This window comes from Sporosarcina sp. So3-204 (genome assembly GCF_058068165.1).
This window is the reverse complement of record NZ_CM176485.1, coordinates 3619446-3645223: the sequence shown is the minus strand read 5'-3', so window position 1 is coordinate 3645223 and position 25778 is coordinate 3619446. Positions and strand designations below refer to the sequence as shown.

Below are 25778 nucleotides of genomic sequence, written 5' to 3'. Positions count from 1 at the left end.
TAACCGATTACAATTGAAAGGAGGAGCACCTAGTATGAAAAAACTTTCACTAACAAGTGTCTTGTTGGCCGGTGTATTGCTTTCAGGTTGTGCACAGGAGAAATCTAGTGAAAAGCCAATTAGCGAAGCGGCTCAACAGGAACAAGTAAATCAACCGGAGCAACCAGCAGCTCCAGAGAAGCTGTCGCCACCATCTTCAGAAGGTCTCTCTTTAACAGATAAACGAATCGGGATAGAACCTGCTAGGCTGGAGATTCCTAAACTGAATGTAGATGCAGTCACTGAGGATGTTGGACGAATTGAGAATGGTCAAATGGGTGTTCCGCAAAATCCTGACAATGTCGGTTGGTTCGAACCAGGAATTAAACCTGGTGCGCAGGGGAATGCAGTAATGGCTGGTCATATTGATTCCCTTACAGGTCCCTCAGTTTTCTATGACTTAGAGAAGTTAGAAAAAGGCGATGAAATTATCGTGCACGGAAAAGGTGACGAAGCTATACGTTTTGTTGTTACCAAAACCGAAACATATCCACGTAACGATTCACCAGTAGATGATATTTTCGGCTTTAACTATAGCAGTGGCCTCACTTTAATAACATGTACTGGTGAATTTAATAAGAAAGCGAAAACACATGAAGAAAGATTCGTTGTTTATACAGAATTGATTCAAGAATAATAAAACAGCCCTCTAATCAGTTATTATGAACTGATTAGAGGGCTGTTTTTATAAGTTTTAGGTTTTCATTTGCGCCAAAACATTAAAGTCGTAACGACCAATATAGCTCCTGAAATAATCATTAGCTCGATATGCTCATCCCATATACCGAAAAAAAGAACAGCAAGTGACATGGTTGAGATGATACCAGTGAACATGCGTGATTGAAGATGTCTTCTTTCAATTTTCCTATCAATATTGTGACGTTCAACCGATTCCCGCATTCGTGTAGGCTCATCTAAGAAAGTAACAACCTTTTCCGGTAACGTTCGCAGTGTACCTGCAATATTTAAAGCGATACGCTGTGCATCTTTCTTTGAAAATGAACCCCCGTCAATGGTTTGTTTTTTAGCCCATTCCAAAATACGTGGACGTCCAATCGCGAGTAAATCTACGTCAGGATCCAATACATGTAAAACACCGACAAAAGTTGAAACTGCTCTTCCTAGAAAAGCGAATTCTGCAGGAAGTTGAACAGGCTGTGTACGTACAATTTCTTTTAAGTCATCTAATAATTGGTCAATCACTAAACTGTTCATTTCATTAAGGTCATTTGATTCGTAAGCCTTCACAACTCGCTCGATTGAGTCTGTTAATAACTTTCGATCTGCATTAGGCAAAAGAAAATTCAATTCCTCTAAACCATCTAGTACGCGTCCATATTGTTTGAAAATAATGCCCTCAACGACTTTGTAGATGGACTTTGCGTCATCAGCTGTGATATTCACAATCATTCCGAAATCAATTAACACAAGTGTGCCATCCGCTTTGACTAAAATATTACCACCATGTGGGTCAGCATGAAATTGTCCGCCTTCAAGTATTTGTTCAAGAAATAATTTGAAAAGCCTTTCGGACATCTTCCTTCTGTCAATGCCGTTCGATTCTAGAAACGCAAGATCTGTAATACGCGATCCTTCAATCCATTCCATGACGAGTACACGCCTTGTTGTATATTCTTCATAATAAAAAGGGAAATGAACACCGGGCATATTGCTAAAGCGTTCAGAAAAGCTTTGTCCGTTTTTCATTTCCTGTATAAAATTTAGTTCCGCACCAATTGTATCTGTCATTTCTCTGTATAATAAATTAAAGTCTATTTGTTTACCAAAAGTAGTAAAATGTTTAGCGAGCCAAATCACTATTTTCATCGCTCTAAAATCTACTCGCAGTATACGTTCTATATCAGGTCGTTGAATTTTAACAGCGACGGGCGTTCCATCTTTCAAGAAAGCTTTATATACTTCGCCTATAGAGGCTGAGGCAACGGGACCATCTGATAAATCATCTAGTAGTTCATTATGACTTTTATTCCATTCATCGTCTAATAATTCAATTGCTTTATGTTTGGCGACGGGTGTAACATGGTCGGTTAAACCTTCAAGTTCTGCGATGAAGGACGGCGGCATAATATCTGCACGTGTCGAAAGAAATTGTCCCATTTTAATCATTAATCCGCCTAAATTTAAAGCGGTTCTTTTATATTCTCGCGCTTGTTTTGTCACAAGTCTTTCCCATTTTTCATTAACTGAAGTTGTGAAACGACCTCTATAACGTCGGCGAAATAAGGTGACTTGTGTAAAGAACTTAACGGACATCCAGACAATGCGAAAAATCCGATACAAAGCAAAGTTTTTCATCTTAAACGCCTCCTGTATTCTGTATTATAAACATTAGTAGATTTAATTAGTTCTAAAAGGACTTAAAATCTTCCAGTGCTTATGAACAAATAAATTAATTATTTATTTCCTAAAAGGTATATACTAGAGTTAGTTAATCAATTATGACCAACATCCTTTTGACCCGCGACAAGAACGACCCCTATAGAATATGGCTGTTAGAGGGAATCAATCAGGCGAATTTGAAATACAATAAACATCTTCGGATATTATAGTGGTGAAGATATAAGTTTTGGGTATTGATTTATAGAGTGATAAAAAATTGGAAGAAGGTGAGATTGATGGAAGTGAAAAAACGATTTCAAAATAAGTTTGATGGCATTATAAAAGCTACAAACCGTTATCCTTTAACGATGCTGTTACTTTTAGCTGCCGCTGTTACTAGTGCGATCATAATCCAGCAAGATGTGGATCATTATGTACAGTATTTAGTAACCTTTTTAATTGGAGCGTTATTAAGCATAGTTGCACAACAGATCTATGAACGCTTCTTTACGAAGGAGAGCGAACGCCTACTGCTAATGGTCGGTGCTTTAGTTTTAGCAGCCGCATACTTTTTCGCAGTCTACCCAGATGATACTTTTAATTTGGAAACGAGTATAAAAACAGGGGTTTCGGTGTTTGCGCTACTCATGGCTTTTATATGGATACCCTCTATTAAAAGTAAAATAACCTTTAACGAAAGTTTTATGGCAACATTTAAAGCTGTTTTTATAACAGTCCTTTTCACTGGAATTATTGCTGGTGGCATTAGTTTAATCATTTTTGCAGTAGATAATCTATTGTTTTCTGTTGCTGGGAATACAATTCCGCATACATTAAATATTGTTTTAACTTTATTTGCACCAATCTTTTTTCTATCCTTTACACCACCATACTTTGGGAAAAGGGATAAAGATTTAACATTAACAACTGAGCAGTTGGCGCTGCGAGAGGGAAAAGTGCAACGAGCTGTCAGTTGTCCAAACTATTTAAGTATCTTGATTTCATATATTATTATTCCGTTGACTGCCTTGTATACTGTCATTCTTCTAGCTTATATTCTATTGAATATCGGTGGGGATTTCTGGACGAAGAACTTATTAGAACCACTTTTAGTGTCGTATGCTATTACGGTGATTCTCGTTTATATTCTTGCAAGTCATCTGGATAATAAATTCGCCCACTTTTTCAGGAAAATATTTCCTGAAGTATTGATACCCATTGTTTTATTCCAAACGATAGCCTCTATTGTTAAAATTAGTGAAACGGGTGTTACGTACGGAAGGTATTATGTTATTCTCTTTGGTGTATTTGCAATCATCGCGGGAATAATATTCAGCTTTATGCCAGTTAGGAAGAACGGCTTAATCGTTGCTGTCTTACTTGTTTTTTCAGTCATCTCAATTATGCCGCCAATCGATGCCTTTACGGTAAGTCGAACGAATCAAATTAGCTTGTTGAAAGAAACACTGTTAGAAAATAATATGCTTGAAAATGATACAATTTTGCCAAATTCAACGATATCTAATGAAGATAAGAAAGTAATTACGCAGACAATAAATTATTTAGAGAATATGGGTTATACAGATAAAATTGATTGGTTGCCTAAAAATATTAATTATAATAATAGCTTCGAGGAAAATTTTGGTTTTAAACAGATTTACGACCAAGTAGATGATGGCATGAATCAAAGTCAATCAGCATACTTGGATTGGGATAATAATCCTATTGCCAATATTACGGCTTATGATTATATGGCTCATTTGTATATTCATAGTTCGAACGCTGAAAATGATTCTGAACAAGTGATAAATATCAATCAAGATGGTTCTACCTACAAAGTAGTAAATGGTCATGATGAAAACGGTATTATCTCAATCCGTGTAATGAATGAAAATGAAGAAGAATTGATTCGAATAGATACTGAAGAAATCTTTACTAAAGTTTTCGACCAGTACGATGGAGAAGAAATGTCGGTAGAAGATGCCGCGATTACTCAAGAAAATGATAAAGTGAAAATGAGTATCTTAGCCAACTCCGCTGATCGATACGAAGATCAATATAATGCCGATGTTTACTTGTTCATCAAAATTAAATAGAGCTACATGCCTCGTTTAAAATGGTGTAATGCCATGTTGAACGAGGCTTTTTTATTAGCATGGATGATGATTGTTGGAGGTAAACACCGTAATGTAATGTGCTAAAGTGCTATCTCTGATTAGTACAGAAAGAAGAGATTTTATTCGGCTAAGTTTTTTGTTGGGAATTGCTCCATAGTAGTCATTGTATAAATGTCTTTAGTGATCTAGATCATGGATAGGTTTAATGATGTAAATATTGGCACCTAGACCGCTCATAATTGGGCGAATGAAATGAACACGTTCTATAATGCCAAGTCTTTCTAACTTTCGAATTGTACGTCTAACAGTTGCGTTTGATTTTCCGATGGCCTTTTGGATTGTATTGTGTTTCAGATGGGCAGCACCGTAATTCACGGAATAACGGCGAATCATGTCCAGGACAGCTCTATCGGTGTCGTTCATATTGTTCGAGTTTGCGGATATATGAAGTTTCGCAGCCTCGTCCATCAAGTCTGTATTTTTGAAGTTTGCATAGTCAGCTAAATAATTAGTCATCTAATCTTCCCCCTTTACTAGTTATATAGAGGGAAGTGGGGAAAAAGGATACAAGAGTGAAAAATAAAATAACCGTCAAGCCCATTTTGAGAGGTTGACGGTCATTTATTGTCTATCTTATACAAGTTAAATCGAAACCCCGTACCATATAACTTTAGCAATAACTTCTACATGATGAATCTCCTCAAACGGAACGACTACATCATAATATAAAGGATTAGTAGATTCTGATTTAAACAAAAAAACTTTCTCTGCTTCATTCTTTCTGAATCGTCCAATAGTGTAATCCTCTTTAAACAAGTAAATAATGATATCTTCATCAATTAAGTCTTCTCGCTCTATTTTTTTCACAACAATTGTGGAATATCTTGGGAAGATAAGATTCATGCTGTCTTCTGGAACTACAAATGCTTGAAGATTTTCTTCTGTTACATAAGAAGTTAAAAAAGAAGTTGGTAACTTAATATACTTACTATTTTCATCCGAAAAGTTATTAGTCATTGCCAACGTATTTTGAGAGATTTTTGTATGCAGTGGAATATTTACCATTTCAGCTACTAGAAAGACTTCATCCTTAAAGAAATATTCCATAGGTACATTGAAATAACGTGCTAATCCTTGTAAAGCACCTGCTCTAGGAAATTTGTTTCCCTTTTCCCATTCTGAAATTGTCGCCTGACTCATACCTAAAACTCCCGCAAGTTCAACCATCGTTATTCCGCTTTCTTCACGTAAATTCTTTAAACGTTTTGAAAACAAATTCCGAACAGAATTGACCAAGCACAAAACCTCCAATTAAACTCATACTTTATTTTAGCATGACTACTACATACTATACTTTCCAAATGCTGAAAGTATCATTCATATTTCGAGTAATTTATTACTATTAGTAATGAAAAGAATAATTCTAAAGATAAATCTTGTACGATGTTTACTTGGATGCCTTATAGGTAATGGTATTGCATTGATTTAATATGAAATATAATAACTATAAGTTTTAGCTATCAAAATTGAAGTATTACTATTAGTAATATATTATAGTGAAAGGCGGTGATTTTTTGAATTCTGAAAACGCAGTACCCTTTTACTTGCTCCAGACCATTTATTCTTTAAGATTAAAATATGGAATGACTCCTTCTGAACTTTCAACAAAGATAGGCATCAGCTTAGCGGAATATCAAGAATGGGAAAGAGATTCTTCAAATATCTCTTATGTTAATATTTTGAAATTAGAAGAGGTATTTCAAATGCCATCTCGATATATCTTTTTTGGCAGTGATATAACTTTATCCAATTCCAATAAGTATGAATCTTAAGTAATAGTAACCTTTAGTACGCCTACATTCTTAGCTTAACATATTTTAGTCACTTATATTCTAAGAAAATAAACCCAGTAAAAATATTTAGAGCTAGAACTTTACGTAATAGGAAAGAGCATTATTTGGAGGCGAAGCTATTTGAATCCTATGTATGAATTAAAAACAATTTTATCAAAGATAGTTGAAGGACAAACTATGACATTTGAAAACAGTTTAGCCGAGTCAGTAAAGTTACTTGAAGAAAGGGAGTTAAAGGTAGTTTTTATCAAAAACAGTATTTCACTCTTGAAGTCTTTGGAAATTATGCATAATGAAAAGATTATTAATTCGGAACAATTTAATAGTCGTGTTTCATCCTTATTAAACATATTTAATTTAGTTGAAGAAATTACTTCGCATGAGGTACAATATCCAACCTTTTTTAAAAAGACGTGCAATACTCGATAGTTAACAGATTGTGATCTAATAAGATTTTGAGGATATAGAAACTTGATACCATTCAGTTACTTAATACTCTTCACTACAGTATTTAGCAATTTCTTATTGATATAGAGATTGAAAAGGAACAGTCTAAATTACCATTGCTTTTAAGCGTGGAATTTGGACTTTTTGTCTTTAATTTATTTGGTTGGGCGATAATATATAAATTCTAATACTATTAGAAGCGTCAAGAAAAGTCTTTCGCCGCTTAACTCAAAGGGAGGCATGGATTGTAAAATATATGCTATTACTTTGTAAATGGCATTTTTTTTATTTGATTAGTAAATACGTTTTTTTGCAAACGAACGGCAAGTACTAAACCGATAAGTGCACCTGAAATACTAGATGCGAGGAACGGTGGCACGAAAAATAATGCTGTAAATGTTGTCCCCATTAAAACTTTTGCGTAGGGGACTGCTAGTAAAGAGGCGATTACCCCCGTACCAGTAATTTCGCCAACAGCTGCGAGCCATGTTTTGCCAAAACTTTTATAAAGAATACCTGCTAGAAAAGCACCAATCATACCTCCGGGGAAGGCGAGTAATGACCCTGTTCCTGTCAATAAACGAATGAGACCAGTCACAAAAGCTATGATAACTGCAGGGCCAGGGCCGAGAAGAATGGCCGCAATAACGTTTACTGCGTGTTGAATTGGATATGCGCGTGCAATTCCTGCTGGGAATGAAATGAACGCAGATCCAGCGACTGCGATAGCGACGAACATCGTCATGATCGTTAGTTTACGTAAATTCATTGTGAGACAGCTTCTTGTTTATCAATTGAATATAGCGCATTTATAAAGTTAACTTTAAAATCACCTGGTCCTGTAGAAACATTAGCGGCAGTATGGCCTGCTTTTTTGTAAAAAGTCAGTGCTATGGCGGCGGCTTTCATATGGTTTTGCTTGCCAACTGCTAGAAATGCACCAACGACACTACTAAGAAGACATCCAACTCCTGTAACACGGGTCATGAGTGGGTGTCCGCCTATAATTTTTATGAGTTCTGTCCCGTCTGTAAGTAGATCGATTTCCCCTGAAACGGCGACTAGACAGTTATGTGCTTCGGCTACTTGTTTAGCGATATCCGCTAGATTTCCTACTCCTTCACCCGCATCTACGCCCTTTGCTTGCCAACTTACACCAGCGATGGCCGCAAGTTCGCCCGCATTACAACGGATAAGTGTGACGTCTACTTCGTTTAGAATACGAAGGACTGATTCTTTCCGAAATATTGTTGCGCCTGCACCGACTGGGTCGAGAACGACAGGTTTACCGTGTTGCGTAGCGCTTTTTCCAGCAAGTATCATAGACTCAACGGATTGCTTTTTTAGTGTCCCGATATTGAGAACGGTACATGCAGAAACTGCTGCGATTTCTGCAGCTTCTTCCGGCGCATCCGCCATGACGGGGGAAGCGCCGAGTGCGAGTAGTCCGTTTGCTTGGAAATTGGCGACGACAATATTTGTGATGCAGTGGACGAGTGGTTGTTCATTTCTAAGTTTTTGTAATAAGTTTGTTGTCATGTTTTATTCCTCCTATTTTAATGAAATATAAAAAGCCGCCTCCTGAAATTCTCAGAAAGCGGCGCACATTTTGGGTTGGATAAATAAAGGTTGCGGCTCACTTCCCTACGCTGGTATGACCCAGATCAGGTTCTTAGAATCCGCATATGTATATGCATCTCAGCCTTTTTCAAAGGCACCTCTAGTGGCAAAATCCTATTCAGTTTTCATAGTAATGATAACATAACTTAGTTTATTGTAAAGGGGGCCTTGAGATTGTGTGGAAAGTATGCTTTTTCCAATTCTTTCTTCATTCAAATAAATCACTGGACAAATATCTCTCACCAGAATCAGGCGCAATACAGACTACTGTGTCCTCCGGTGTTAATCGTTTTGCTACGACAAGTGCCGCGTATATAGAGGCACCGCCTGAAGGGCCGATAAGAATACCTTCTTTCGCGGCCACGTTACGTACAGTTTCATATGCTTCTTCATCTTTAATTTGGAAGATTTCATCATAGACAGATGTATTTAACACTGGGGGAATGAAACCAGGGCTCGTCCCAACAAGTTTGTGTTTGCCAGGTTGCCCACCAGATAATACCGGCGAACCTGCAGGCTCTACAACGTGAACAGTCACGTTTTCATCATATGCTTTGAGTGCTTCCCCGGTGCCTGTAACCGTTCCGCCTGTGCCCGACGTACAAACAAAAGCGGTGAGCTTTCGATCAATTGATTCCAAAGCATCAATGATTTCAACTGCTGTTGTCGTTCGATGAATATCAGGATTTGCCGCGTTTTCAAATTGCATCGGGATAAAACTATTTTCGATACCCGCAGCAATTTCATTCGCCTTCGCAATTGCACCCGGCATCCTCTCTGCACTCGGCGTTAAAACAACGTCTGCACCGTAAGCTTTCATCAAGTTAATACGTTCAATCGTCGCATTATTAGGCATGACGAAAATTGCACGATACCCTCTTGCAGCTGCATTCATCGCAAGTCCAATGCCTGTATTTCCAGAGGTTGGCTCAATAATTGTGGCACCCTCTATTAAAGTCCCACTTTTTTCTGCCTGGACAATCATGTTATAAGCGGCACGATCCTTCACGCTTTTACTCGGATTAAAAGACTCGAGCTTCACATAAACCGCGGCCCCGTTCGCATCTGGCAATCGATTCAGCCTAACGAGCGGCGTATTTCCAATTAGCTCCGCAATATTATTCACAACACGCACAATAATCATCCTCTCAATTTCAACTTTTTTTCATTATAGCAAAATAAAACATATTATTCCTACCTTTTATGTCGAGTTAACGTGATAAACTCAAGTACGTCGCGTGGTTTCCTATAAAATTAGCATAGTAAGCAATGTTATGCTGAAAGTATGCAACGCAAACGGAACCTTGCAACGTCGGTGGGAAAGTATGCAACACTCATTTGAAAGTAAGCAACGTTATACGGAAAGTATGCAACGCAAATGAAACCTTGCAACGTCGGTGGGAAAGTATGCAACACTCGATTGAAAGTAAGCAACGTTATGCGGAAAGTATGCAACGCAAACGGAACCTTGCAACGTTAGTCAAGAAGTATGCAACACTCGTTTGAAAGTAAGCAACGTTATGCGGAAAGTATGCAACGCAAATGAAACCTTGCAACGCCAACCGAGAAGTATGCAACACTCGATTGAAAGTAAGCAACGTTATGCGGAAAGTATGCAACGCAAACGGAACCTTGCAACGTTAGTCAAGAAGTATGCAACACTCGATTGAAAGTAAGCAACGTTATGCGGAAAGTATGCAACGCAAACGAAACCTTGCAACGTTAGTCAAGAAGTATGCAACACTCATTTGAAAGTAAGCAACGTTATGCGGAAAGTATGCAACGCAAATGAAACCTTGCAACGCCAACCGAGAAGTATGCAACACTCGATTGAAAGTAAGCAACGTTATGCGAAAAGTATACAACGCAAACGAAACTTTGCAACGCCAACCGAGAAGTATGCAACACTCGATTGAAAGTAAGCAACGTTATGCGGAAAGTATGCAACGCAAACGAAACCTTGCAACGCCAGCCGAGAAGTATGCAACACTCGTTTGAAAGTAAGCAACGTTATGCGGAAAGTATGCAATGCAAACGGAACCTTGCAACGTCAGTCAAGAAGTATGCAACACTCATTTGAAAGTAAGCAACGTTATGCGAAAAGTAAGCAACGCTCAGCGAGAACCTTTCAACGCCAGCCGAAAAGTATGCAGCACGCAATCAATCCCATCCTTTAAATGTTTATTTAACTACCAAGGGGGTAAGTATATAAAATAGGAAACTATCCAGAGTATTTTAAAATGTGATATAGTCAGTTAATAGTCGAATAGTTTCAATCAACCACTAGGGGAGCCATTGTATAGGCCGAGATGTGCGATTTGCGCAGACCCTTGGAACCTGATCCGGATTATACCGGCGTAGGGAAGTGGGTATGCCCTTTACGAATAAAAGAGTGTAGCCGCTTCCCGATGTTGAGAGGAGGCGGCTTTTATTATAAGAAAAGGGCGTGGCATTAAATGGTTAACGTGGCATTAACGATTGCAGGTTCAGATAGTGGTGGCGGTGCTGGGATTCAAGCAGATTTAAAAACATTTCAAGAACTTGGCGTATTTGGAACGTCTGCTATAACAGCAGTTACGGCACAAAATACACATGGTGTAGCGGCAATTCAGCCCATTGATGTTCATATAATTACGGCGCAAATTAATGCCATAACTGAAGATTTCAAAGTAGGCGCAGTGAAGACAGGGATGTTATTCTCAACGGAAATTATTCAGGCCGTGGCGGATGCCATTCGTAATTACGGCATGCCACTTGTGATTGACCCGGTTATGATTGCAAAAGGTGGGGCATCCTTGTTAAAAGATGCTGCGGTTGAAGCGTTGAAGATGGAATTGATTCCATTGTCAACGATTGTGACACCTAACGTACCAGAAGCAGAAGTACTAACAGGAATTAAAATTATTACGGATTTAGACATGAAAAAAGCTGCTGAACATATAATAGCTCTTGGTGCAAATTCCGTTATTATTAAAGGCGGACATCGCACGGATGCACCTTTTGCAGAAGACTTTTTTATGTCGGCAAGCGGTGATCATTTTTCTGTACGCTCTCCTTGGATTGAAACGAAGGACACACATGGAACAGGGTGTACGTACGCCGCGGCTTTGACCGCATTTTTGGCAGATGGCAAAGAATTGAAAGAAGCCGTCATTTCCGCAAAACAATTTATCCATGCAGCAATCGAAGATGGACTCCATATTGGCGGAGGCCACGGCCCTACAAATCATTGGGCGTATGGAAGACGTATTGAGCATAAAAAACCATTAGAAGGAGTTGTTATTATTGACTAACCACAAACTAGAATTATATTTCATAATGGGTACGACAAACGTTGGGGAGAAAAATCCGCTAGAGGTTCTGGAATCTGCGTTAAAGGGTGGAATTACCACTTTTCAATTGCGTGAGAAAGGACCTGGAGCGTTAGTTGGAAGTGATTTAAAAGAATTTGCGATTCAATGCAAATCATTGTGCAACGAATATAAAGTACCATTTATCATAAATGACGATGTTGATTTGGCACTTGAAATTGATGCAGACGGTATTCATATTGGACAAGATGATGGTGTGATTGCAGATGTGCGTGAGAAGATTGGTCCAGATAAAGTGCTTGGTGTTTCTGCACATACTGTAACAGAAGCACTTGCGGCTGTTGATGCAGGCGCGAATTATATTGGTGTTGGACCTCTTTATGAAACGACTTCGAAAGACGATGCACAAGCCGTAGTGGGACCAGAAAGATTAAGAGAAATTAAGGAACAATTACCAGGCTTCCCGATGGTTGGAATTGGTGGTCTTTCGGAACGTAAAATTGGAGCCGTTATTCAAGCAGGTGCTTCAGGAGTCTCCTTAATATCTGCGATAACAAATGCGGATAATGTAGAAGAAGCGGCGCGTCGTTTGAAAGGTCAAGTCTTGCTTTCTTTAACAGGGATAGAAATTTAAAGGATCTGGTTAGCTAGTAGGTTTAGGACCAAACTTTCAAAAAATAAGGGGGCTTGTAAATGGTAGTCGGACAACCTTTTGAAGTGCAAATGGTTAATCATGAAGCACATATCATATTTTTTAAATGGAATGATATTGGTGGAACGTACAATGTTTACAGGGATGGAACCTTACTTTATGAAGGAACGGTGCCTGAGTTTGGTGACGGGGATTTTAAACATGCAAAGCTTTATAATTATAAAGTTGAGCGTGTTGTGAACGATGTGGTTGTCGATGTAATTGCTCTTCAAACATCAGCTTTTGCCGAGGAGCGTAATGTCGAGAATCCCCTTCAGTCCCTTGTCATGACAACCATTGTCACAGAAGAACAAATTGCCTTGTCATGGGAAGAAATTGAGGATGTTGATGAGTACAACGTATTTCGTAACGGGACTTTCATGGAAACAGTGCACGTAAATCGCTATATTGATCGTGACTTTTCATTAGAGGAACCTTATATCTATGCGGTCTATTCAAAACGTTCCCTTGCGAAATCTAAAGAGGCTTTGAGTAAAAGTAAATCTGCATTAGCAAGTGTTTTTGGTAAGTTGAAAGCAGATAGTAATACTGCAGAAGCAGAAATTGAAGAGTTTTCTATTCATAAATTAATAGATAGCCCCAAAAACCTGCTCGTTTCTACTTTACAGCAAGATGAGCATGGTGATGTGAATAGATGGCGTTTTCGTTATACGACGTTTTTAAAAGATGCCTTAATTAAAAATCCGAATTTTTTATCTGGGAATCGGTTTTTTAAGGGCGATGGCAGAGGGTTCGATGCGGAAGGTGAAAGTTTTCGAACACGTGTGGATATTGAACTTGCTTATGATAAAAAAGATGCGCCGTTGACGTTTACAAAAGATGTAGGACAAACAACCGCATACAATTATATGAAACGAATACGGGAGCAGGGCGTTGCGTCAAATGAGGGCATCACTTTAGAACGCCAGGATCATAATAGAAGGGAAACTGGGTTTCTCTTGACGCATGCTGTGGGAAATCCGCTTATGATTGCGCCCGATATAGATTATGAAGTGAAGGCTGTATTAAGGCGGGATGGTACAGTAGATATAACGGGTTTTCATGATCAAGCGCCGCATCATGAGGTTTATGTGATGCGCGGGGATGCGAGTCAATGGATACCTATTCATTTGGCTGAAAGTAAGGGGTTAGAATGGATGTCAGGAATTACAGGTTGGCATTATTGGCGATTTTCAAATTTCGAGTGAGAAGGCGAATTGCTTTCTCTTTTTTTGTTGAATAAACAAGTACTTTGACAAGCAACCAATCATTAGGTAAAATTATCTTGAATTCAAGGTAATTAAGTTGTAGGGGGATTGAAATGAAATATATATTTAAAGTTGGAAAGAATCCAAATAAACCAGTAATTTTACTACTTCACGGTACGGGTGGAACTGAAGAAGATTTATTGCCGATTGCTGAATTAATTGACTCGGAAGCTTCTGTTTTAAGTGTTAGGGGAAATGTACTGGAAAACGATATGCCACGTTTTTTTCGTCGTTTAGCGGAAGGTGTATTCGATGAAGAAGATTTAATTTTTCGAACGAAAGAATTACATAATTTTCTAGATGAAGCATCAATAGAGCATAATTTCAATCGTTCAAATATACTTGCAGTAGGTTATTCAAACGGGGCAAATATTGCGGCGAGTTTGTTATTCCACTACGAACATTCATTAGTTGGTGCCGTATTGCATCATCCGATGGTTCCGAGACGTGGACTATTATTACCTAATCTTACTGATGCGAAGGTGTTTATTGCTGCAGGTAAAAATGATCCTCTTTGCTCGGCTGAAGAATCTGTAGAGCTGGCGTATTTGCTCACAGAAGCGGGTGTAGAAGTTGTGACGCATTGGGAAATGAATGGGCACTCGCTGACAGGTACTGAAGTTGCAGCAGCATCGGCGTGGTATAAAGAAAAGTTTGAAGGCTAAATATAATATTAAAGCGGTGAATAAAAATGGGCTACTTATACAGACTATTTGGGAACATGACAACAAAGGAGACTGAACAAGTGTCTAATGTAAAAACGGCGATCGTTTATTATACTTCAGGTGGGACAAATTATCAGTTAGCGCAGTGGGCGAGTGATGCTGCTAAAGAGCTTGGTTCTGAAGTGAAAATATTGAAGGTTGCTGAAACTGCACCGCAAGCAGCAATTGATTCAAACCCAGCTTGGAAGGCAACGATTGAAGCGATGAAAGATGTACCCGAAGTAACACCAGAAGACCTTGCATGGGCAGATGCAATAATTTTCAGTGTTCCAACTCGGTTTGGAAATATGCCAGGACAAGTTAAAAACTTCTTGGATACAACAGGCGGTGTTTGGGCACAAGGAAAGCTTGCGAATAAAGCCGTCAGTGCCATGACATCCGCTGGGAATGCGCATGGAGGGCAAGAAGCTACCCTTCTTTCGCTTTACACAGCGATGTATCATTGGGGCGCAGTCGTTGCAGCACCAGGTTATACTGATGCATCTGCTTATGCGGCGGGTGGAAATCCATATGGTACAAGCGTAACAGTTGGTAACGATGGAAAAATGGTAGATGATGCCGAAGCGATTAAAGCGGCTGTTCAGCATCAAGCGAAACGCACAGTAAAAGTGGCGGAAGCAATGAAGCATTACCAAGTATGAAAAGAAGAATTGAAAACCGGCCTAGTGGGTCGGTTTTTTTGTACGTCAGCTAATTAGTTAGGAATCTTCGTTTTATTCTTGAATCACCGATCGTTAATCTATAAGCGCTAATTTCTGTAATTTTGGGTATACCAATATTATAGGATTGGTTTATTTGATATGGTATCGGAGGAATTAACATGAAAACTGAAGGTAGAAGAGGAAGTAGTAATGTTGAGGACCGTCGCGGGATGGGTAGTAAAACCGCAATAGGTGGTGGTCTTGGCGGAATTGTAATTGTTATTTTATTTATGTTGTTTGGCGGTAATCCTGACGATTTGACAAATTTACAAACAGATTCGGCGTCAGATGCTCCTTATACGGAAACTGCTGAAGAAAAAGAACTTGCCAATTTTGTATCTGTCGTATTAGCGGATACGGAAGAAGTTTGGACGGATTTATTTAAAAAAGAAGGGCTTGTTTATGAGGAACCCAAATTAGTGCTATATACGAATAGTGTAGAATCGGCTTGCGGTGTAGCGGGGTCTTCAGTTGGACCTTTTTATTGTCCGGGAGATCATAAGCTTTATATTGATTTGAGTTTTTATAATGAACTACGTCAAAAATTTAATGCGCCTGGTGATTTTGCAATGGCTTATGTAATTGCGCATGAGGTAGGACATCATGTGCAAACACTTTTAGGGACGACAGACAAACTTGCGCCTTTACGTCAACAGCTCAGTGAAACGGAATATAACAAATACCAAGTTAGCTTCGAATTACAGGCAGATTATTTGGCAGGCGTATGGGCGCATCATGCAGAGGGAATGGGTGTGCTTGATGAAGGTGATTTAGACGAAGCGCTGAATGCAGCTAGTGCAATTGGAGATGACACGCTTCAAAAGAGAGCGCAAGGATATGTTGTGCCTGAGAGTTTTACGCATGGTACATCTGAGCAACGTAGAAGTTGGCTTTATAAAGGATTTCAAAACGGTACGATAGAAGGTGGAGATACCTTCAATGCTAGTGGTTTCTAATAATAAAAAAAATCCATTTCACTGAAATTAGCTGAAATGGATTTTTTTATTCATTTATACAATAAAGTAAGCAAACACTGCAAGACAGATAGAAGATATTGTCATCGCAATAAGTGGTTTCAAAGCACGTGTGCGTAAATCACGTAAGCTGACATTTAAGCCGAGTCCGACCATAGCAGAAGTGAGTAACCATGCTGTGAATGTAGAAATTCCTTGCATCACGCCATCTGAAACTGGAATTGAATGACCGAACACATAACTGCCTAAAATACTTAATAAAACGAATCCGAGTAGGAAGTATGGGAATTCAATTTTAGCTTGTTCTTCGCCTGAGTTTTTGTTTTTTCTTTTCATAATAAAAATAAAGATAAAGGATAGTGGAACAAGTAAGAAAACACGACCTAGTTTTGCGAGTAACGCAATGGCAAGCGCGTCCTGTCCAGCAGGTTCCGCGGCAATCGCAACATGGGCAAGTTCATGTAAACTAAGGCCCGACCAAATACCATAATCCAAAGGAATCATTGGTAAAATAGGTCTTAAAATGGTGAATCCAATTGCGAATACTGTTCCCATAAGTGCAATAATACCAACACCAATTGCAGTATCTTCGTCTTTGGCTTTGACAATCGGTGCAATGGCTGCGATGGCTGCTGCTCCGCATACGCCGGTGCCAACTCCTAATAAGAGAGAAATCATATTGTCAGCCTTAATTAATTTAGCAATCCAAAGTGTTAAGCCGATTGCAAAAGCAATTACTAGGACGTCACGTGCGAGTAGTCCTAACCCATCACGGAAAACGACATCAATATTTAATTTTAGACCATATAAAATAATTGCAAATCTAAGTAGTTTTTTAGATGAAAAAGTAATGCCGTTTCTAAGTATTTCTGGATAACCAAAGAATTGTCGGTAGGCAACTGCGATGATAATTGCACAGGCTAACTGGCCAATATGATCAAATCCTGGAACCTTTGCTAAAAAGAATCCGAGTAAAGCAATGAGAAATGTAAATGCTATTCCTGCAACCCATGTAACATTTTTGTTTTTTAAAGTCATTAGCGCACCTCCTATTTCTATAATATTCTTGCCATATGTATAAGTAAAATAATTTATTATGATAACAATGATAAGTAAAATGATATAATAGATGAAAAAGGGTGGTGGATAAAGATGGATCCGCATTTACGAGTATTTATTACAGTTGCTGAGAAACAAAGTTTTTCGAGGGCGGCTGAAGAGCATCATATGACACAACCAGCAGTCAGTCAGTTTATCCGAGTATTTGAGGAAAATATCGGTACACGTTTACTAGAACGGAATAGTAAGTATGTACGTTTAAATAAAGCAGGTGAAATTGTTTATCACCACGGCAAAGAAATACTGGGACTTTATGTGAAAATGCAAAACCTCGTGGATGATTTAACAAAAAAAGCGAATGGATCTTTACTAATAGGTGCGAGCTATACTTTCGGTGAATATGTACTTCCGCGTATTATTGCCCAGTTACAGCATAACTATCCTGACATTCATCCTTCAATAACAATTGGTAACACAGCTAAAATTGCTGATTTAGTGGGAAGTCATCAGTTAGACATAGGGATTGTAGAAGGAAAATTTGATGTAGAACAATTAATTTCAGAGGAATTTTCGAAAGATTCCATGGTAATTGTCGCTCCGTCAAATCATCTTTTAACAAGTAAACAAATAGTAGTTGTTAAAGATTTGGAACAGGAGCCGTGGATTGTACGCGAGCAAGGATCAGGTACGCGTGAAGCGACGGAATCGCTATTTCAGTTGTTTCAAATTTGCCCTGCTAAAGTGATGAGTTTTAGTAGTACACAGCTTATTAAAGAATCAGTAGAAGTGGGGCTTGGCATTAGTTTATTGTCCAGGTGGACGATTCAGAAGGAACTAAGAACTGGTGATTTAAAAATAATAAACATTGAAGGACTACCGCTATCCCGCGACTTTTCTATGTTAACAAAATCACATTTTCAAACGAAGGCATTGGAAGTCTTTATTGATTTATTGCGTAATGATAAGACGCTGACGACATTGTAAAGGGTCGCTCTTGTTTTAATTACAGAAATAGTAATTGACAAGCCTCCTTCAGTTCATATAAAATATAAGTCAACCAACTATTATAAAAGGTTTACAGAAAAGGGGACTTATATATAATGACAGGATCGAATCTTAAACTACGTATGATGATTGTAACAGCACTTTTTGCAGCAATTATTGGCATATTAGCACAAGTAACTATTCCGCTTCCGCTTGTTCCAATTACAGGTCAGACATTAGCAATCGGACTTGCAGCAACTATTTTAGGTGCTAGATACGGCACGATTTCCGTAATCGTTTATTTGGGACTTGGGGCAGTAGGTGTTCCAGTTTTTGCAGGAATGTCTGGTGGGCTAGGAAGCTTGTTTGGACCGACGGGTGGCTTTTTGTTCGGCTTTATCCCAGCGACGTTCACCATTGGTTATTATTTGGAGAAAACGAGTTTCACAGTTAAAAATGCAATCATTGCCAATATTATTGGAATGTTTATCACGTTGGCGTTTGGTACTGTTTGGTTAAAGTTTGTTGCTGACCTTGCATGGACTGGTGCATTTATGGGTGGATTTGCTCCATTTATTCCAGTTGGTATCATTAAAGCATTACTTGCAGCATGGGTTGGAATTGCGGTTAGAAATCGATTGAAGTCAGCAAGTTTGTTGTATGTAGCAAATCATTGATTTTAAAGAGGTCACTTTACGCCATTAGGGGGCGTAAAGTGATTTTTTTATTTTGTATTTCCCGTACCGATTTATTTAACTTGTTATAGACCAAAGATTAAAAACTAATATGTAAATTATATACTTTTCAAAAAGCTGTTTACTTGGTATATTATTATTTTTATGTCAAAAATACTTCATTTGCCAGAATAAAAGAGTAGTTTGACATTATTGAATATTTGATATATGATGTTTTTAATCCAAAAAACACTAAAGGAATTTACCAATGAAAAAGTTGAATTCAGTCATTGTTACAGGTTATGCAAAAGCACCACAGGGAACTTCAATGTATGAAATATATCGACATGCGGGATTAGTATTAGAGATAAATCTTGTGACTCATGAAATCATTGATGCCGAATTTACAATGATTGCAGATCTAACAAAAAGGTTTCTAAAAAAACTTGTAGTTGGTTACGTTTTAAGTAATGGATTGGCCGATTTGGTGAAGCGTATAGAAGAGCATTATTTAGCGCCTTCTCAACAAGCAATTATAGTAGCGCTACAAGCAGCAAATCAAAGATATTGGAATCACTTGGAAAGTTAAGAACAATAACTCACATATGTATATTGGTTATATTGAAGTGGAAAGGTAACCCCAATCCATGGTCTCAATAAAGCCGAGCGAATGTCACATATTTTAAGAATGTACAAGTTTGTACAGATCTTATAATATACGATGTTTCTGCTCGGTTTTTTTATTTTTAAAATTATGACTGTAGGAGGATTATGGAGATGAAAGAAGTAATTACAGCAGATCAGGCAATTCAAATGATAGGCGATGATTCAACGATTATGGTTGGTGGATTTGGGCTTGTTGGATGTCCACTCGATTTGGTTGATGCGCTTTGTCGCTCAACGGTGAAAGGGCTTACAATTATTAGTAATAACTTAGGGGAACCTGGAAAAGGGCTCGGTTTATTAGTAGAAAATAAGCAGGTTAAAAAAGCAATAGGTTCTTACTTTACATCGAACAGAGAAGTTGTCAATGCGTATAAAAAAGGTGAAATTCAAATAGAATTAATCCCTCAAGGGACGTTGTCAGAAGCAATTCGTGCTGGAGGCGCTGGATTAGGTGGTATTTATACATCAGTAGGCGTGGGAACTTTACTTGCTGAGAAAAAAGAGAAAAAAGTGATTGCTGAAAAAGAATATTTATTGCAAGAGTCGATTAAAGCTGACTTTTGTTTGGTGAAGGCGAAGAAAGCAGATCGTTTAGGAAATTTAATATATAGTAAATCATCACGTAATTTCAATCCGGTAATGGCGACTGCTGCTAAAAAAGTGATTGTAGAAGTGGATGAAATTGTTGAAGTAGGCATGTTGAACCCAGAAGAAATAGTAACACCACATTTATATGTGGACTACTTAGTATTGAGTGGGGGGGGAAACAAGTGAAATCAAAAGAATATATTGCCTGCCGCGCAGCTGAAGAATTACAAAATGGAGACACTGTCAATTTAGGGATAGGAATTCCGACAATGGTCGTAGATTATATACCAAAGGATGTTCTTATTCATATACATTCCGAAAACGGTATTTTGGGACTAGGACCGACACCGGCAGAAGGAGATATTGATCCGGATTTAATTAATGCAGGAAAATTACCAGTTTCAATTGTAAATGGCTCCTCATTCTTTGATAGCGCTACATCATTTGCCATGATTCGCGGTGGACATATCGGAACTTCAATATTAGGAGTACTTCAAGTTGATCAGTTTGGACGTATTGCAAATTGGGCAATACCAGGGAAGAATGTATTGGGCGTAGGTGGTGCTATGGATTTATTAGAAGGTTCAAATAAAGTTATAGTGGCAATGCTCCATTCGACAAAAAATGGAGAAGCGAAAATCGTTAAAGAACTGACCTATCCGTTGACGTCATTGAGACAAGTAGACGTTATTATTACAGAACTCGCTGTTTTCCATTCAGATAAAGATGGGCTTATTTTAACTGAATTAGCCCCTGGAATAACAATTGAAGAAGTGACAAGTAATACAAGTGCGCCGTTTAGGGTACATCCTAAATTACAAAATAATGCAGTAGGGAGAGTAGTAAAAATATGATAGCAATCATTAATGCTTTTAGATCACCTATAGGCAAGTTTGGAGGCTCCTTAAAAGATATAGAACCAGATGAATTGGTAGCAACAATAATGAAGAACAATTTGTCAGCAGCTGGATACAACGGTTCAATAATTGACGAAGTTATTATTGGACAGACGAAACAAAGTGCACATTATCCAAATATCGCTAGGGTTGCATTATTGAAAGCAGGTATTCCAGAACATGTTCCTGGACATACGGTGAATATGCAGTGTGCATCCGGTATGCAGGCAATTGTTAATGGAATGATGTCTATAGAAACTGGACAAAGCAACGTTGTTTTAGCGGGTGGTGTAGAAAGTATGTCACAAGCTCCTTACTATCTCTTGAACAACAGATTTGGGGTCAATTCGGGGGATCTAACATTACTAGACTCAAATATTGAAAGTCAGCCTCGCTCTCAACCTGAGGAAATGTATGGACGTTTTTCAATGGGTGAAACGGCAGAAAACCTTGCAGTAAAATATGAGATTACGAGGGAAGAGCAAGATCAATTCTCAGTAAGAAGCCAAGAAAAAGCTAGAATCGCAATTGCTAATTCCCGCTTCACAGATGAAATCGTCCCGATAGCAGTAAAAAAAGGGAAAAATAATTATTTATACTTCGCACAGGATGAATTTCCTAGGGAGAGTTCACTGGAAAAACTCGGCAAATTAAAACCGGTTTTTAAAGAAAATGGAACTGTTACTGCTGGAAACTCTACGGGACGAAATGATGGTGCTGCAATGTTGTTATTAATGAGCGATTCGAAAGCGAAAGAACTTGGACTGACGCCGATGGCTTATATTAAATCGATTGCTTCGTCGGGTGTTGCTCCGAAAGAGATGGGAATTGGTCCAGTAACAGCAACAGAAAAAGCATTGTCGAAAGCAAACTTGACCATGGATGACATAAATATCGTGGAATTGAATGAAGCATTTGCAGCACAAAGTTTGGCCGTGTTAAAGGAGTGGGATATTGACGAACAAAAAGTTAATGTGAACGGTGGAGCAATCGCTCTGGGGCATCCGCTCGGTAGTTCGGGTGCAAGAATTTTAGTATCGTTAATACATGAAATGGCTAAAGAAAAACACCGCTATGGATTAGCAACGCTATGTGTAGCTGGTGGACAAGGAATTGCAATGGTGGTGGAAAGATATGAATAATAAAGAAGATTCTATATTCCATAGAGATTTTACAATAGATTATCCAATTATCAGTCATGGCGAGGGAATCTATCTTTATGACAATGAAGGTAAAAGTTATATTGATGCTTCGTCTGGCGCTGTAGCAGCAAATTTAGGTCATAGTAATCCGCAAATAGCTCAAGCAATGGCGGACCAAGCCACAAAGGTTGGTTTTGTCCACACAATGAGGTTTGAGACGGAAGTAATTCATCTATTGGCAAATAAAATAACAGACTTAACATCAAGTACTTTAAATAAAGTGTATTTCACATCAGGTGGTTCCGAAGCGAATGAAAGTGCTTTAAAACTTGCACGTCAATACCACCGTGATCGTGGTAATAACGATAAAACAATAACGATTGGTAGATGGCAATCTTATCACGGAAATACAATTGGTTCACTTTCGGTAGGGGGAGATGTCAAACGAAGACATCCATTTACACCGAATCTAGTACATGCTGAACATGTGTATTCTCCTTATTGTCATAGATGTCCATATAATCGAAATAAGGAAGAGTGCATCCAAAAACAAAATTGGTCATGTGTTACAGATATAGAGAGAAAAGTGTTGGAGTTAGGTGCAGAAAATGTAGCATCGATTATTATGGAACCAATTGTTGGATCACAGCAAGGAGCAGTTGTCCCGCCGGAAGGATATTTCCAGAAAGTTAGGGAGATTTGTGATAAGAATGATATTATTCTTATTATCGATGAAGTAATGACTGGATTTGGAAGAACTGGTAAGCACTTTGCAGTCGAACATATTGGCATTGAACCGGATATTCTAACTTTCGGAAAAGGGGTTTCAGCTGGATATGCACCTTTAGCGGGAATGATTGTAAACGATAAAATAGTCGATAGCATTATCGTAAACAGTAACGGTAAATTCATTCATGGTTACACTTATAGCGGTCATCCTGTTACAGCAGCTGCGGGTCTATCTGCTTTAGAAACATACGAAGAGCAAGCGATTATTAATAACTGTCAGAATGCTTCAAAGCATCTGGTTGAAAGACTAGAAGAGTTGAAGAGTAAGACTTCAATCATCTCTGATATTCGCGGAAAAGGGCTTCTAATTGGTATTGAATTAGTTTTAGATAATAAAAAAGATATATTGTTTGATCCTAGTGTACAAGCAGCTAATCAAATTAATAATATTGCTATCGAGCTAGGGGCTGTGTTTTATCCGGGGTCTGGTGGAATAGACGGTCATAATGGCGAGCATTTAATAATTAGCCCTCCGTTAAATGTATCTATTGAAGAAATCGATATCATTGTTGATATATTAGAAAACGCGATTGAGAAGTTTGAAAAGAAAATTCAAATGGATGAAAGGGGAGTGTTTTGTTATGAATAAAAAAATGTTGATGATAGTGGCTTTAATAGGGAGCATATTGCTAGTATTAACTGCTTGTGGAGGTAGTAAATCAAGTGAATCTACCAAAGAAGAAAATGCTGGCGGAGATGCTCTAAACAAGATTAAAGAAAGCGGTGTCATTAAAGTTGGCATTGAAGGCGCATACCCTCCGTTCAACTTTTTTGATGATAAAAATGAACTAGTTGGTTTTGACGTTGATATTTCAAATGAAATAGCATCACGTATGGGTGTTGAAGCTGAATTTATCGCAACACCATGGGATACAATCATCGGAGGATTGGTTTCTAATAAGTTTGATATCATTTTGTCAAGTATGGCAATTACTGAGGAACGTAAAAAGAAAGTGGATTTTACAGAAGCTTATTATCGCACAGGTGCACAGTTATTCACTCTAAACGAAAATGAAGAGATTAAAGATCCTGAAACTGATCTTAAAGGGAAAAATATCGGCGTCGCGACAGGAACAACCTTTACTGAAAAAGTAGAGGAATTGGGCGCAACACCTCAATTTTACAAAAATGATCTATTGGCATTTCAAGACCTAAGTAATGGACGGATTGATGGAGTTGTTACTGATAAAGCAGTTGGTAGCAGACTAATTCTTGAACATGATTACCCAGCACATGGGGCTGGCGATATTTTATATGATGAAATTGCAGGTATTACACTGAATAAAAACCAAAAAGACCTAATGGACGAAATTAACAAGCATTTAGCAGACATAACGGAGGATGGAACATATGAAGAAATTAGTCTGAAATGGTTTGGTGAAAATATACGGTAGAGGTGGATTAATATGCTAGATTTTAGCTTAGTAACTAATTTTATACCGTTCATGATAGAGGCAGCCTGGGTTACTTTAAAGTTATCTGTACTCTCTATAATCATCGGTGCGGTATTAGGTCTATTTATTGCATTAATGAAGATTTCGAATAATAAAGTTCTTTCTATTTTAGCTGATCTTTATTTGTGGATAATTCGAGGGACACCGATGTTAGTTCAATTGTTCCTTGTCTATTTTGGACTTCCTCAAATTGGTATTGAATTATCGCCATTTGTTTCGGCAGTTATTGCATTAGGAATTAATGCAGCAGCGTATATCGCTGAAATTTATCGAGGTGGTATTATGTCTATCTCGAATGGTCAGATAGAAGCTGCAGAATCACTTGGGATGAAATATCCATTAATTATGCGTAAAGTTATTCTTCCACAAGCAATAAGAGTAAGTATTCCTTCTTTAGGAAACCAGGCGATAATGTTGCTGAAAGATTCATCATTGGCATCTTTGGTCACAGTTTCTGAACTAATGATGGTTTCGCAAAGATATGCATCAACAAACTATGCATTCATTGAATTTTACTTGGCGGCCGCAGTATTTTATTTATTCATGACTACGATTTTCACTATGTTATTAAACAGACTTGAGCGAAGAATGTCCGTGAGTGAAAGATAGATAGAGCGAGGGAGGTAATTCAATGGTAGCGCAAACTTCAATGCAGGGAGAAAATAATATGGATAAGGTAACGGGTACAAGTACCGATGCAATTATTCGAGTAAACCAATTGAAGAAAAACTTTGGAGATGTGGAAGTATTAAAAGGAATAGATTTACAAATTAAAAAAGGAGAAGTAGTTGCACTCCTTGGTGCAAGTGGATCTGGAAAAAGTACGCTCCTAAGATGTTTAAATAATCTTGAAGAATTAACAGAAGGAAAAATTGTTATTGATAATATTCCTTTGGATGGTTCCAAGAAGAATATGAGTATTATTAAACAAGAAGTAGGAATGGTATTTCAGCAGTTTAATTTATTTCCACATATGACAGTATTAGAGAATATTACAGTTGCACCTATGTTTGTCTTGAAAAAAAGTAAGAAAGACGCTGAACTGGAAGCGTTAACTTTACTAAAAAAGGTTGGTCTAGAGGATAAGAAAGATTATTATCCGAAAAAGTTGTCTGGTGGCCAACAACAACGGGTTGCAATAGCAAGAGCGCTTGCGATGAATCCGAAAATTATGTTGTTTGATGAACCTACATCAGCTTTGGACCCTGAGCTAGTTGGAGAAGTTTTAGCAGTAATGAAACAGTTGGCACTGGATGGGATGACTATGGTTGTCGTTACACATGAAATTACGTTTGCCCATGATGTGGCCGACCGTGTGATTTTCGTTTGTGACGGAAAGATTGAAGAAGAAGGCGACCCGAAAATTATATTGAAAACACCAAAAAGTGAACGACTAAGTTCTTTTTTACGATTGGTAAAAATGGAGGACTAATGAAAAGA

The 25778-nt window shown here is 38.2% G+C and carries 29 protein-coding genes and 2 riboswitches; of the genes, 22 read left to right on the top strand and 7 right to left on the bottom strand.

Annotated features, from left to right (window positions below; genetic code table 11):
* The first annotated feature begins 34 nt into the window (after window positions 1-34).
* Window positions 35-676 (top strand): class F sortase, encoded by a 642-nt coding sequence (locus AC3RV6_RS18035; protein ID WP_489747335.1) that lies wholly within the window; start codon window positions 35-37, stop codon window positions 674-676.
* A 65-nt stretch (window positions 677-741) separates the two neighbouring features.
* Here AC3RV6_RS18035 and AC3RV6_RS18030 read toward each other — a convergent pair whose 3' ends face one another.
* Complete coding sequence (locus tag AC3RV6_RS18030) at window positions 742-2355, bottom strand: ABC1 kinase family protein (RefSeq protein ID WP_489747334.1); 1614 nt, start codon at window positions 2353-2355, stop codon at window positions 742-744.
* A gap of 320 nt (window positions 2356-2675) precedes the next feature.
* Between AC3RV6_RS18030 and AC3RV6_RS18025 the strand changes: the two genes are divergently transcribed.
* Window positions 2676-4475, top strand: a complete 1800-nt coding sequence (locus AC3RV6_RS18025) for a DUF4153 domain-containing protein (protein ID WP_489747333.1) — start codon at window positions 2676-2678, stop codon at window positions 4473-4475.
* Window positions 4476-4673: 198 nt separating this feature from the next.
* Here AC3RV6_RS18025 and AC3RV6_RS18020 read toward each other — a convergent pair whose 3' ends face one another.
* Window positions 4674-5012, bottom strand: a complete 339-nt coding sequence (locus tag AC3RV6_RS18020; protein WP_489747332.1) for a helix-turn-helix transcriptional regulator — start codon at window positions 5010-5012, stop codon at window positions 4674-4676.
* A 126-nt stretch (window positions 5013-5138) separates the two neighbouring features.
* A complete protein-coding gene (locus AC3RV6_RS18015) occupies window positions 5139-5792 on the bottom strand; it encodes an XRE family transcriptional regulator (protein WP_489747331.1) in 654 nt (217 codons plus the stop codon).
* A gap of 278 nt (window positions 5793-6070) precedes the next feature.
* Between AC3RV6_RS18015 and AC3RV6_RS18010 the strand changes: the two genes are divergently transcribed.
* On the top strand, window positions 6071-6328 hold the full coding sequence (locus AC3RV6_RS18010) for a helix-turn-helix domain-containing protein (protein WP_489747330.1): 258 nt from the start codon (window positions 6071-6073) through the stop codon (window positions 6326-6328).
* Between the two features lie 141 nt (window positions 6329-6469).
* The gene (locus AC3RV6_RS18005) at window positions 6470-6778 is read left to right on the top strand and encodes a hypothetical protein (protein WP_489747329.1); all 309 of its coding nucleotides are present in this window, start codon (window positions 6470-6472) and stop codon (window positions 6776-6778) included.
* A 280-nt stretch (window positions 6779-7058) separates the two neighbouring features.
* On the opposite strand, the gene thiW is transcribed toward AC3RV6_RS18005, so the two are convergent.
* The 3 genes from thiW to cysK form a co-directional block, all read right to left on the bottom strand.
* The gene (gene thiW, locus AC3RV6_RS18000; RefSeq protein WP_489747328.1) at window positions 7059-7565 is read right to left on the bottom strand and encodes an energy coupling factor transporter S component ThiW; all 507 of its coding nucleotides are present in this window, start codon (window positions 7563-7565) and stop codon (window positions 7059-7061) included.
* Window positions 7562-8335 carry a hydroxyethylthiazole kinase gene (gene thiM, locus AC3RV6_RS17995; RefSeq protein ID WP_489747327.1) on the bottom strand — a complete coding sequence of 258 codons (774 nt, stop codon included), beginning with the start codon at window positions 8333-8335 and terminating at the stop codon, window positions 7562-7564. Before thiM ends, thiW begins: the two co-directional genes overlap by 4 nt.
* A gap of 85 nt (window positions 8336-8420) precedes the next feature.
* A riboswitch (TPP riboswitch) is annotated at window positions 8421-8528 on the bottom strand.
* Window positions 8529-8624: 96 nt separating this feature from the next.
* Window positions 8625-9551, bottom strand: coding sequence for a cysteine synthase A (cysK, locus tag AC3RV6_RS17990; protein WP_489747326.1), 927 nt, complete (start codon window positions 9549-9551; stop codon window positions 8625-8627).
* A 385-nt stretch (window positions 9552-9936) separates the two neighbouring features.
* On the opposite strand from cysK, the gene AC3RV6_RS17985 reads away from it, so the two are divergent.
* The 8 genes from AC3RV6_RS17985 to ypfJ all read left to right on the top strand — a co-directional run bounded on the left by AC3RV6_RS17985 (window position 9937) and on the right by ypfJ (window position 16068).
* Entirely contained in the window at window positions 9937-10086 is a 150-nt protein-coding gene (locus tag AC3RV6_RS17985; protein ID WP_489747325.1) for a hypothetical protein, read from the top strand.
* Between the two features lie 178 nt (window positions 10087-10264).
* Window positions 10265-10414, top strand: a complete 150-nt coding sequence (locus AC3RV6_RS17980; protein ID WP_489747324.1) for a hypothetical protein — start codon at window positions 10265-10267, stop codon at window positions 10412-10414.
* Between the two features lie 277 nt (window positions 10415-10691).
* A riboswitch (TPP riboswitch) is annotated at window positions 10692-10797 on the top strand.
* 75 nt (window positions 10798-10872) lie between these two features.
* Window positions 10873-11709 carry a bifunctional hydroxymethylpyrimidine kinase/phosphomethylpyrimidine kinase gene (thiD, locus tag AC3RV6_RS17975; RefSeq protein ID WP_489747323.1) on the top strand — a complete coding sequence of 279 codons (837 nt, stop codon included), beginning with the start codon at window positions 10873-10875 and terminating at the stop codon, window positions 11707-11709.
* A 25-nt stretch (window positions 11710-11734) separates the two neighbouring features.
* Window positions 11735-12361 carry a thiamine phosphate synthase gene (gene thiE, locus AC3RV6_RS17970; protein ID WP_489749303.1) on the top strand — a complete coding sequence of 209 codons (627 nt, stop codon included), beginning with the start codon at window positions 11735-11737 and terminating at the stop codon, window positions 12359-12361.
* Between the two features lie 59 nt (window positions 12362-12420).
* On the top strand, window positions 12421-13626 hold the full coding sequence (locus AC3RV6_RS17965; RefSeq protein ID WP_489747322.1) for a DUF3238 domain-containing protein: 1206 nt from the start codon (window positions 12421-12423) through the stop codon (window positions 13624-13626).
* Window positions 13627-13739: 113 nt separating this feature from the next.
* Window positions 13740-14351, top strand: a complete 612-nt coding sequence (locus AC3RV6_RS17960; RefSeq protein WP_489747321.1) for an alpha/beta hydrolase — start codon at window positions 13740-13742, stop codon at window positions 14349-14351.
* Window positions 14352-14377: 26 nt separating this feature from the next.
* Window positions 14378-15052 (top strand): NAD(P)H:quinone oxidoreductase, encoded by a 675-nt coding sequence (wrbA, locus tag AC3RV6_RS17955; RefSeq protein ID WP_489747320.1) that lies wholly within the window; start codon window positions 14378-14380, stop codon window positions 15050-15052.
* 179 nt (window positions 15053-15231) lie between these two features.
* Window positions 15232-16068, top strand: coding sequence for a KPN_02809 family neutral zinc metallopeptidase (gene ypfJ, locus AC3RV6_RS17950; RefSeq protein WP_489747319.1), 837 nt, complete (start codon window positions 15232-15234; stop codon window positions 16066-16068).
* A 54-nt stretch (window positions 16069-16122) separates the two neighbouring features.
* On the opposite strand, the gene AC3RV6_RS17945 is transcribed toward ypfJ, so the two are convergent.
* Window positions 16123-17124, bottom strand: a complete 1002-nt coding sequence (locus AC3RV6_RS17945; RefSeq protein WP_489747318.1) for a YeiH family protein — start codon at window positions 17122-17124, stop codon at window positions 16123-16125.
* A gap of 114 nt (window positions 17125-17238) precedes the next feature.
* Between AC3RV6_RS17945 and AC3RV6_RS17940 the strand changes: the two genes are divergently transcribed.
* The 10 genes from AC3RV6_RS17940 to AC3RV6_RS17895 all read left to right on the top strand — a co-directional run bounded on the left by AC3RV6_RS17940 (window position 17239) and on the right by AC3RV6_RS17895 (window position 25770).
* The gene (locus AC3RV6_RS17940; RefSeq protein ID WP_489747317.1) at window positions 17239-18129 is read left to right on the top strand and encodes a LysR family transcriptional regulator; all 891 of its coding nucleotides are present in this window, start codon (window positions 17239-17241) and stop codon (window positions 18127-18129) included.
* Window positions 18130-18245: 116 nt separating this feature from the next.
* Window positions 18246-18806 carry a biotin transporter BioY gene (locus tag AC3RV6_RS17935; protein ID WP_489747316.1) on the top strand — a complete coding sequence of 187 codons (561 nt, stop codon included), beginning with the start codon at window positions 18246-18248 and terminating at the stop codon, window positions 18804-18806.
* Between the two features lie 265 nt (window positions 18807-19071).
* Window positions 19072-19392 (top strand): DUF3870 domain-containing protein, encoded by a 321-nt coding sequence (locus AC3RV6_RS17930; protein WP_489747315.1) that lies wholly within the window; start codon window positions 19072-19074, stop codon window positions 19390-19392.
* Between the two features lie 188 nt (window positions 19393-19580).
* The gene (locus tag AC3RV6_RS17925) at window positions 19581-20243 is read left to right on the top strand and encodes a CoA transferase subunit A (protein ID WP_489747314.1); all 663 of its coding nucleotides are present in this window, start codon (window positions 19581-19583) and stop codon (window positions 20241-20243) included.
* The gene (locus AC3RV6_RS17920) at window positions 20240-20911 is read left to right on the top strand and encodes a 3-oxoacid CoA-transferase subunit B (protein WP_489747313.1); all 672 of its coding nucleotides are present in this window, start codon (window positions 20240-20242) and stop codon (window positions 20909-20911) included. The genes AC3RV6_RS17925 and AC3RV6_RS17920 overlap by 4 nt, the downstream gene beginning before the upstream one ends.
* The gene (locus AC3RV6_RS17915) at window positions 20908-22095 is read left to right on the top strand and encodes a thiolase family protein (RefSeq protein ID WP_489747312.1); all 1188 of its coding nucleotides are present in this window, start codon (window positions 20908-20910) and stop codon (window positions 22093-22095) included. The genes AC3RV6_RS17920 and AC3RV6_RS17915 overlap by 4 nt, the downstream gene beginning before the upstream one ends.
* Complete coding sequence (locus tag AC3RV6_RS17910) at window positions 22067-23473, top strand: aminotransferase family protein (RefSeq protein WP_489747311.1); 1407 nt, start codon at window positions 22067-22069, stop codon at window positions 23471-23473. The genes AC3RV6_RS17915 and AC3RV6_RS17910 overlap by 29 nt, the downstream gene beginning before the upstream one ends.
* Complete coding sequence (locus AC3RV6_RS17905; protein WP_489747310.1) at window positions 23466-24278, top strand: transporter substrate-binding domain-containing protein; 813 nt, start codon at window positions 23466-23468, stop codon at window positions 24276-24278. Before AC3RV6_RS17910 ends, AC3RV6_RS17905 begins: the two co-directional genes overlap by 8 nt.
* Before the next feature lie 12 nt (window positions 24279-24290).
* Window positions 24291-24947 carry an amino acid ABC transporter permease gene (locus AC3RV6_RS17900; protein WP_489747309.1) on the top strand — a complete coding sequence of 219 codons (657 nt, stop codon included), beginning with the start codon at window positions 24291-24293 and terminating at the stop codon, window positions 24945-24947.
* Between the two features lie 91 nt (window positions 24948-25038).
* Window positions 25039-25770 (top strand): amino acid ABC transporter ATP-binding protein, encoded by a 732-nt coding sequence (locus AC3RV6_RS17895; protein WP_489749302.1) that lies wholly within the window; start codon window positions 25039-25041, stop codon window positions 25768-25770.
* Window positions 25771-25778 lie beyond the last annotated feature (8 nt).

Excerpts from the sequence above, each read along its gene's own strand:
- AC3RV6_RS18035 (WP_489747335.1), top strand. The coding sequence starts at position 35 with ATGAAAAAACTTTCACTAACAAGTGTCTTGTTGGCCGGTGTATTGCTT.
- AC3RV6_RS18030 (WP_489747334.1), bottom strand. The coding sequence starts at position 2,355 with ATGAAAAACTTTGCTTTGTATCGGATTTTTCGCATTGTCTGGATGTCC.
- AC3RV6_RS18025 (WP_489747333.1), top strand. The coding sequence starts at position 2,676 with ATGGAAGTGAAAAAACGATTTCAAAATAAGTTTGATGGCATTATAAAA.
- AC3RV6_RS18020 (WP_489747332.1), bottom strand. The coding sequence starts at position 5,012 with ATGACTAATTATTTAGCTGACTATGCAAACTTCAAAAATACAGACTTG.
- thiW (WP_489747328.1), bottom strand. The coding sequence starts at position 7,565 with ATGAATTTACGTAAACTAACGATCATGACGATGTTCGTCGCTATCGCA.
- thiM (WP_489747327.1), bottom strand. The coding sequence starts at position 8,335 with ATGACAACAAACTTATTACAAAAACTTAGAAATGAACAACCACTCGTC.
- AC3RV6_RS17985 (WP_489747325.1), top strand. The coding sequence starts at position 9,937 with ATGCGGAAAGTATGCAACGCAAATGAAACCTTGCAACGCCAACCGAGA.
- AC3RV6_RS17980 (WP_489747324.1), top strand. The coding sequence starts at position 10,265 with ATGCGAAAAGTATACAACGCAAACGAAACTTTGCAACGCCAACCGAGA.
- thiD (WP_489747323.1), top strand. The coding sequence starts at position 10,873 with ATGGTTAACGTGGCATTAACGATTGCAGGTTCAGATAGTGGTGGCGGT.
- thiE (WP_489749303.1), top strand. The coding sequence starts at position 11,735 with ATGGGTACGACAAACGTTGGGGAGAAAAATCCGCTAGAGGTTCTGGAA.
- AC3RV6_RS17965 (WP_489747322.1), top strand. The coding sequence starts at position 12,421 with ATGGTAGTCGGACAACCTTTTGAAGTGCAAATGGTTAATCATGAAGCA.
- AC3RV6_RS17960 (WP_489747321.1), top strand. The coding sequence starts at position 13,740 with ATGAAATATATATTTAAAGTTGGAAAGAATCCAAATAAACCAGTAATT.
- wrbA (WP_489747320.1), top strand. The coding sequence starts at position 14,378 with ATGGGCTACTTATACAGACTATTTGGGAACATGACAACAAAGGAGACT.
- ypfJ (WP_489747319.1), top strand. The coding sequence starts at position 15,232 with ATGAAAACTGAAGGTAGAAGAGGAAGTAGTAATGTTGAGGACCGTCGC.
- AC3RV6_RS17945 (WP_489747318.1), bottom strand. The coding sequence starts at position 17,124 with ATGACTTTAAAAAACAAAAATGTTACATGGGTTGCAGGAATAGCATTT.
- AC3RV6_RS17940 (WP_489747317.1), top strand. The coding sequence starts at position 17,239 with ATGGATCCGCATTTACGAGTATTTATTACAGTTGCTGAGAAACAAAGT.
- AC3RV6_RS17935 (WP_489747316.1), top strand. The coding sequence starts at position 18,246 with ATGACAGGATCGAATCTTAAACTACGTATGATGATTGTAACAGCACTT.
- AC3RV6_RS17930 (WP_489747315.1), top strand. The coding sequence starts at position 19,072 with ATGAAAAAGTTGAATTCAGTCATTGTTACAGGTTATGCAAAAGCACCA.
- AC3RV6_RS17925 (WP_489747314.1), top strand. The coding sequence starts at position 19,581 with ATGAAAGAAGTAATTACAGCAGATCAGGCAATTCAAATGATAGGCGAT.
- AC3RV6_RS17915 (WP_489747312.1), top strand. The coding sequence starts at position 20,908 with ATGATAGCAATCATTAATGCTTTTAGATCACCTATAGGCAAGTTTGGA.
- AC3RV6_RS17905 (WP_489747310.1), top strand. The coding sequence starts at position 23,466 with ATGAATAAAAAAATGTTGATGATAGTGGCTTTAATAGGGAGCATATTG.
- AC3RV6_RS17900 (WP_489747309.1), top strand. The coding sequence starts at position 24,291 with ATGCTAGATTTTAGCTTAGTAACTAATTTTATACCGTTCATGATAGAG.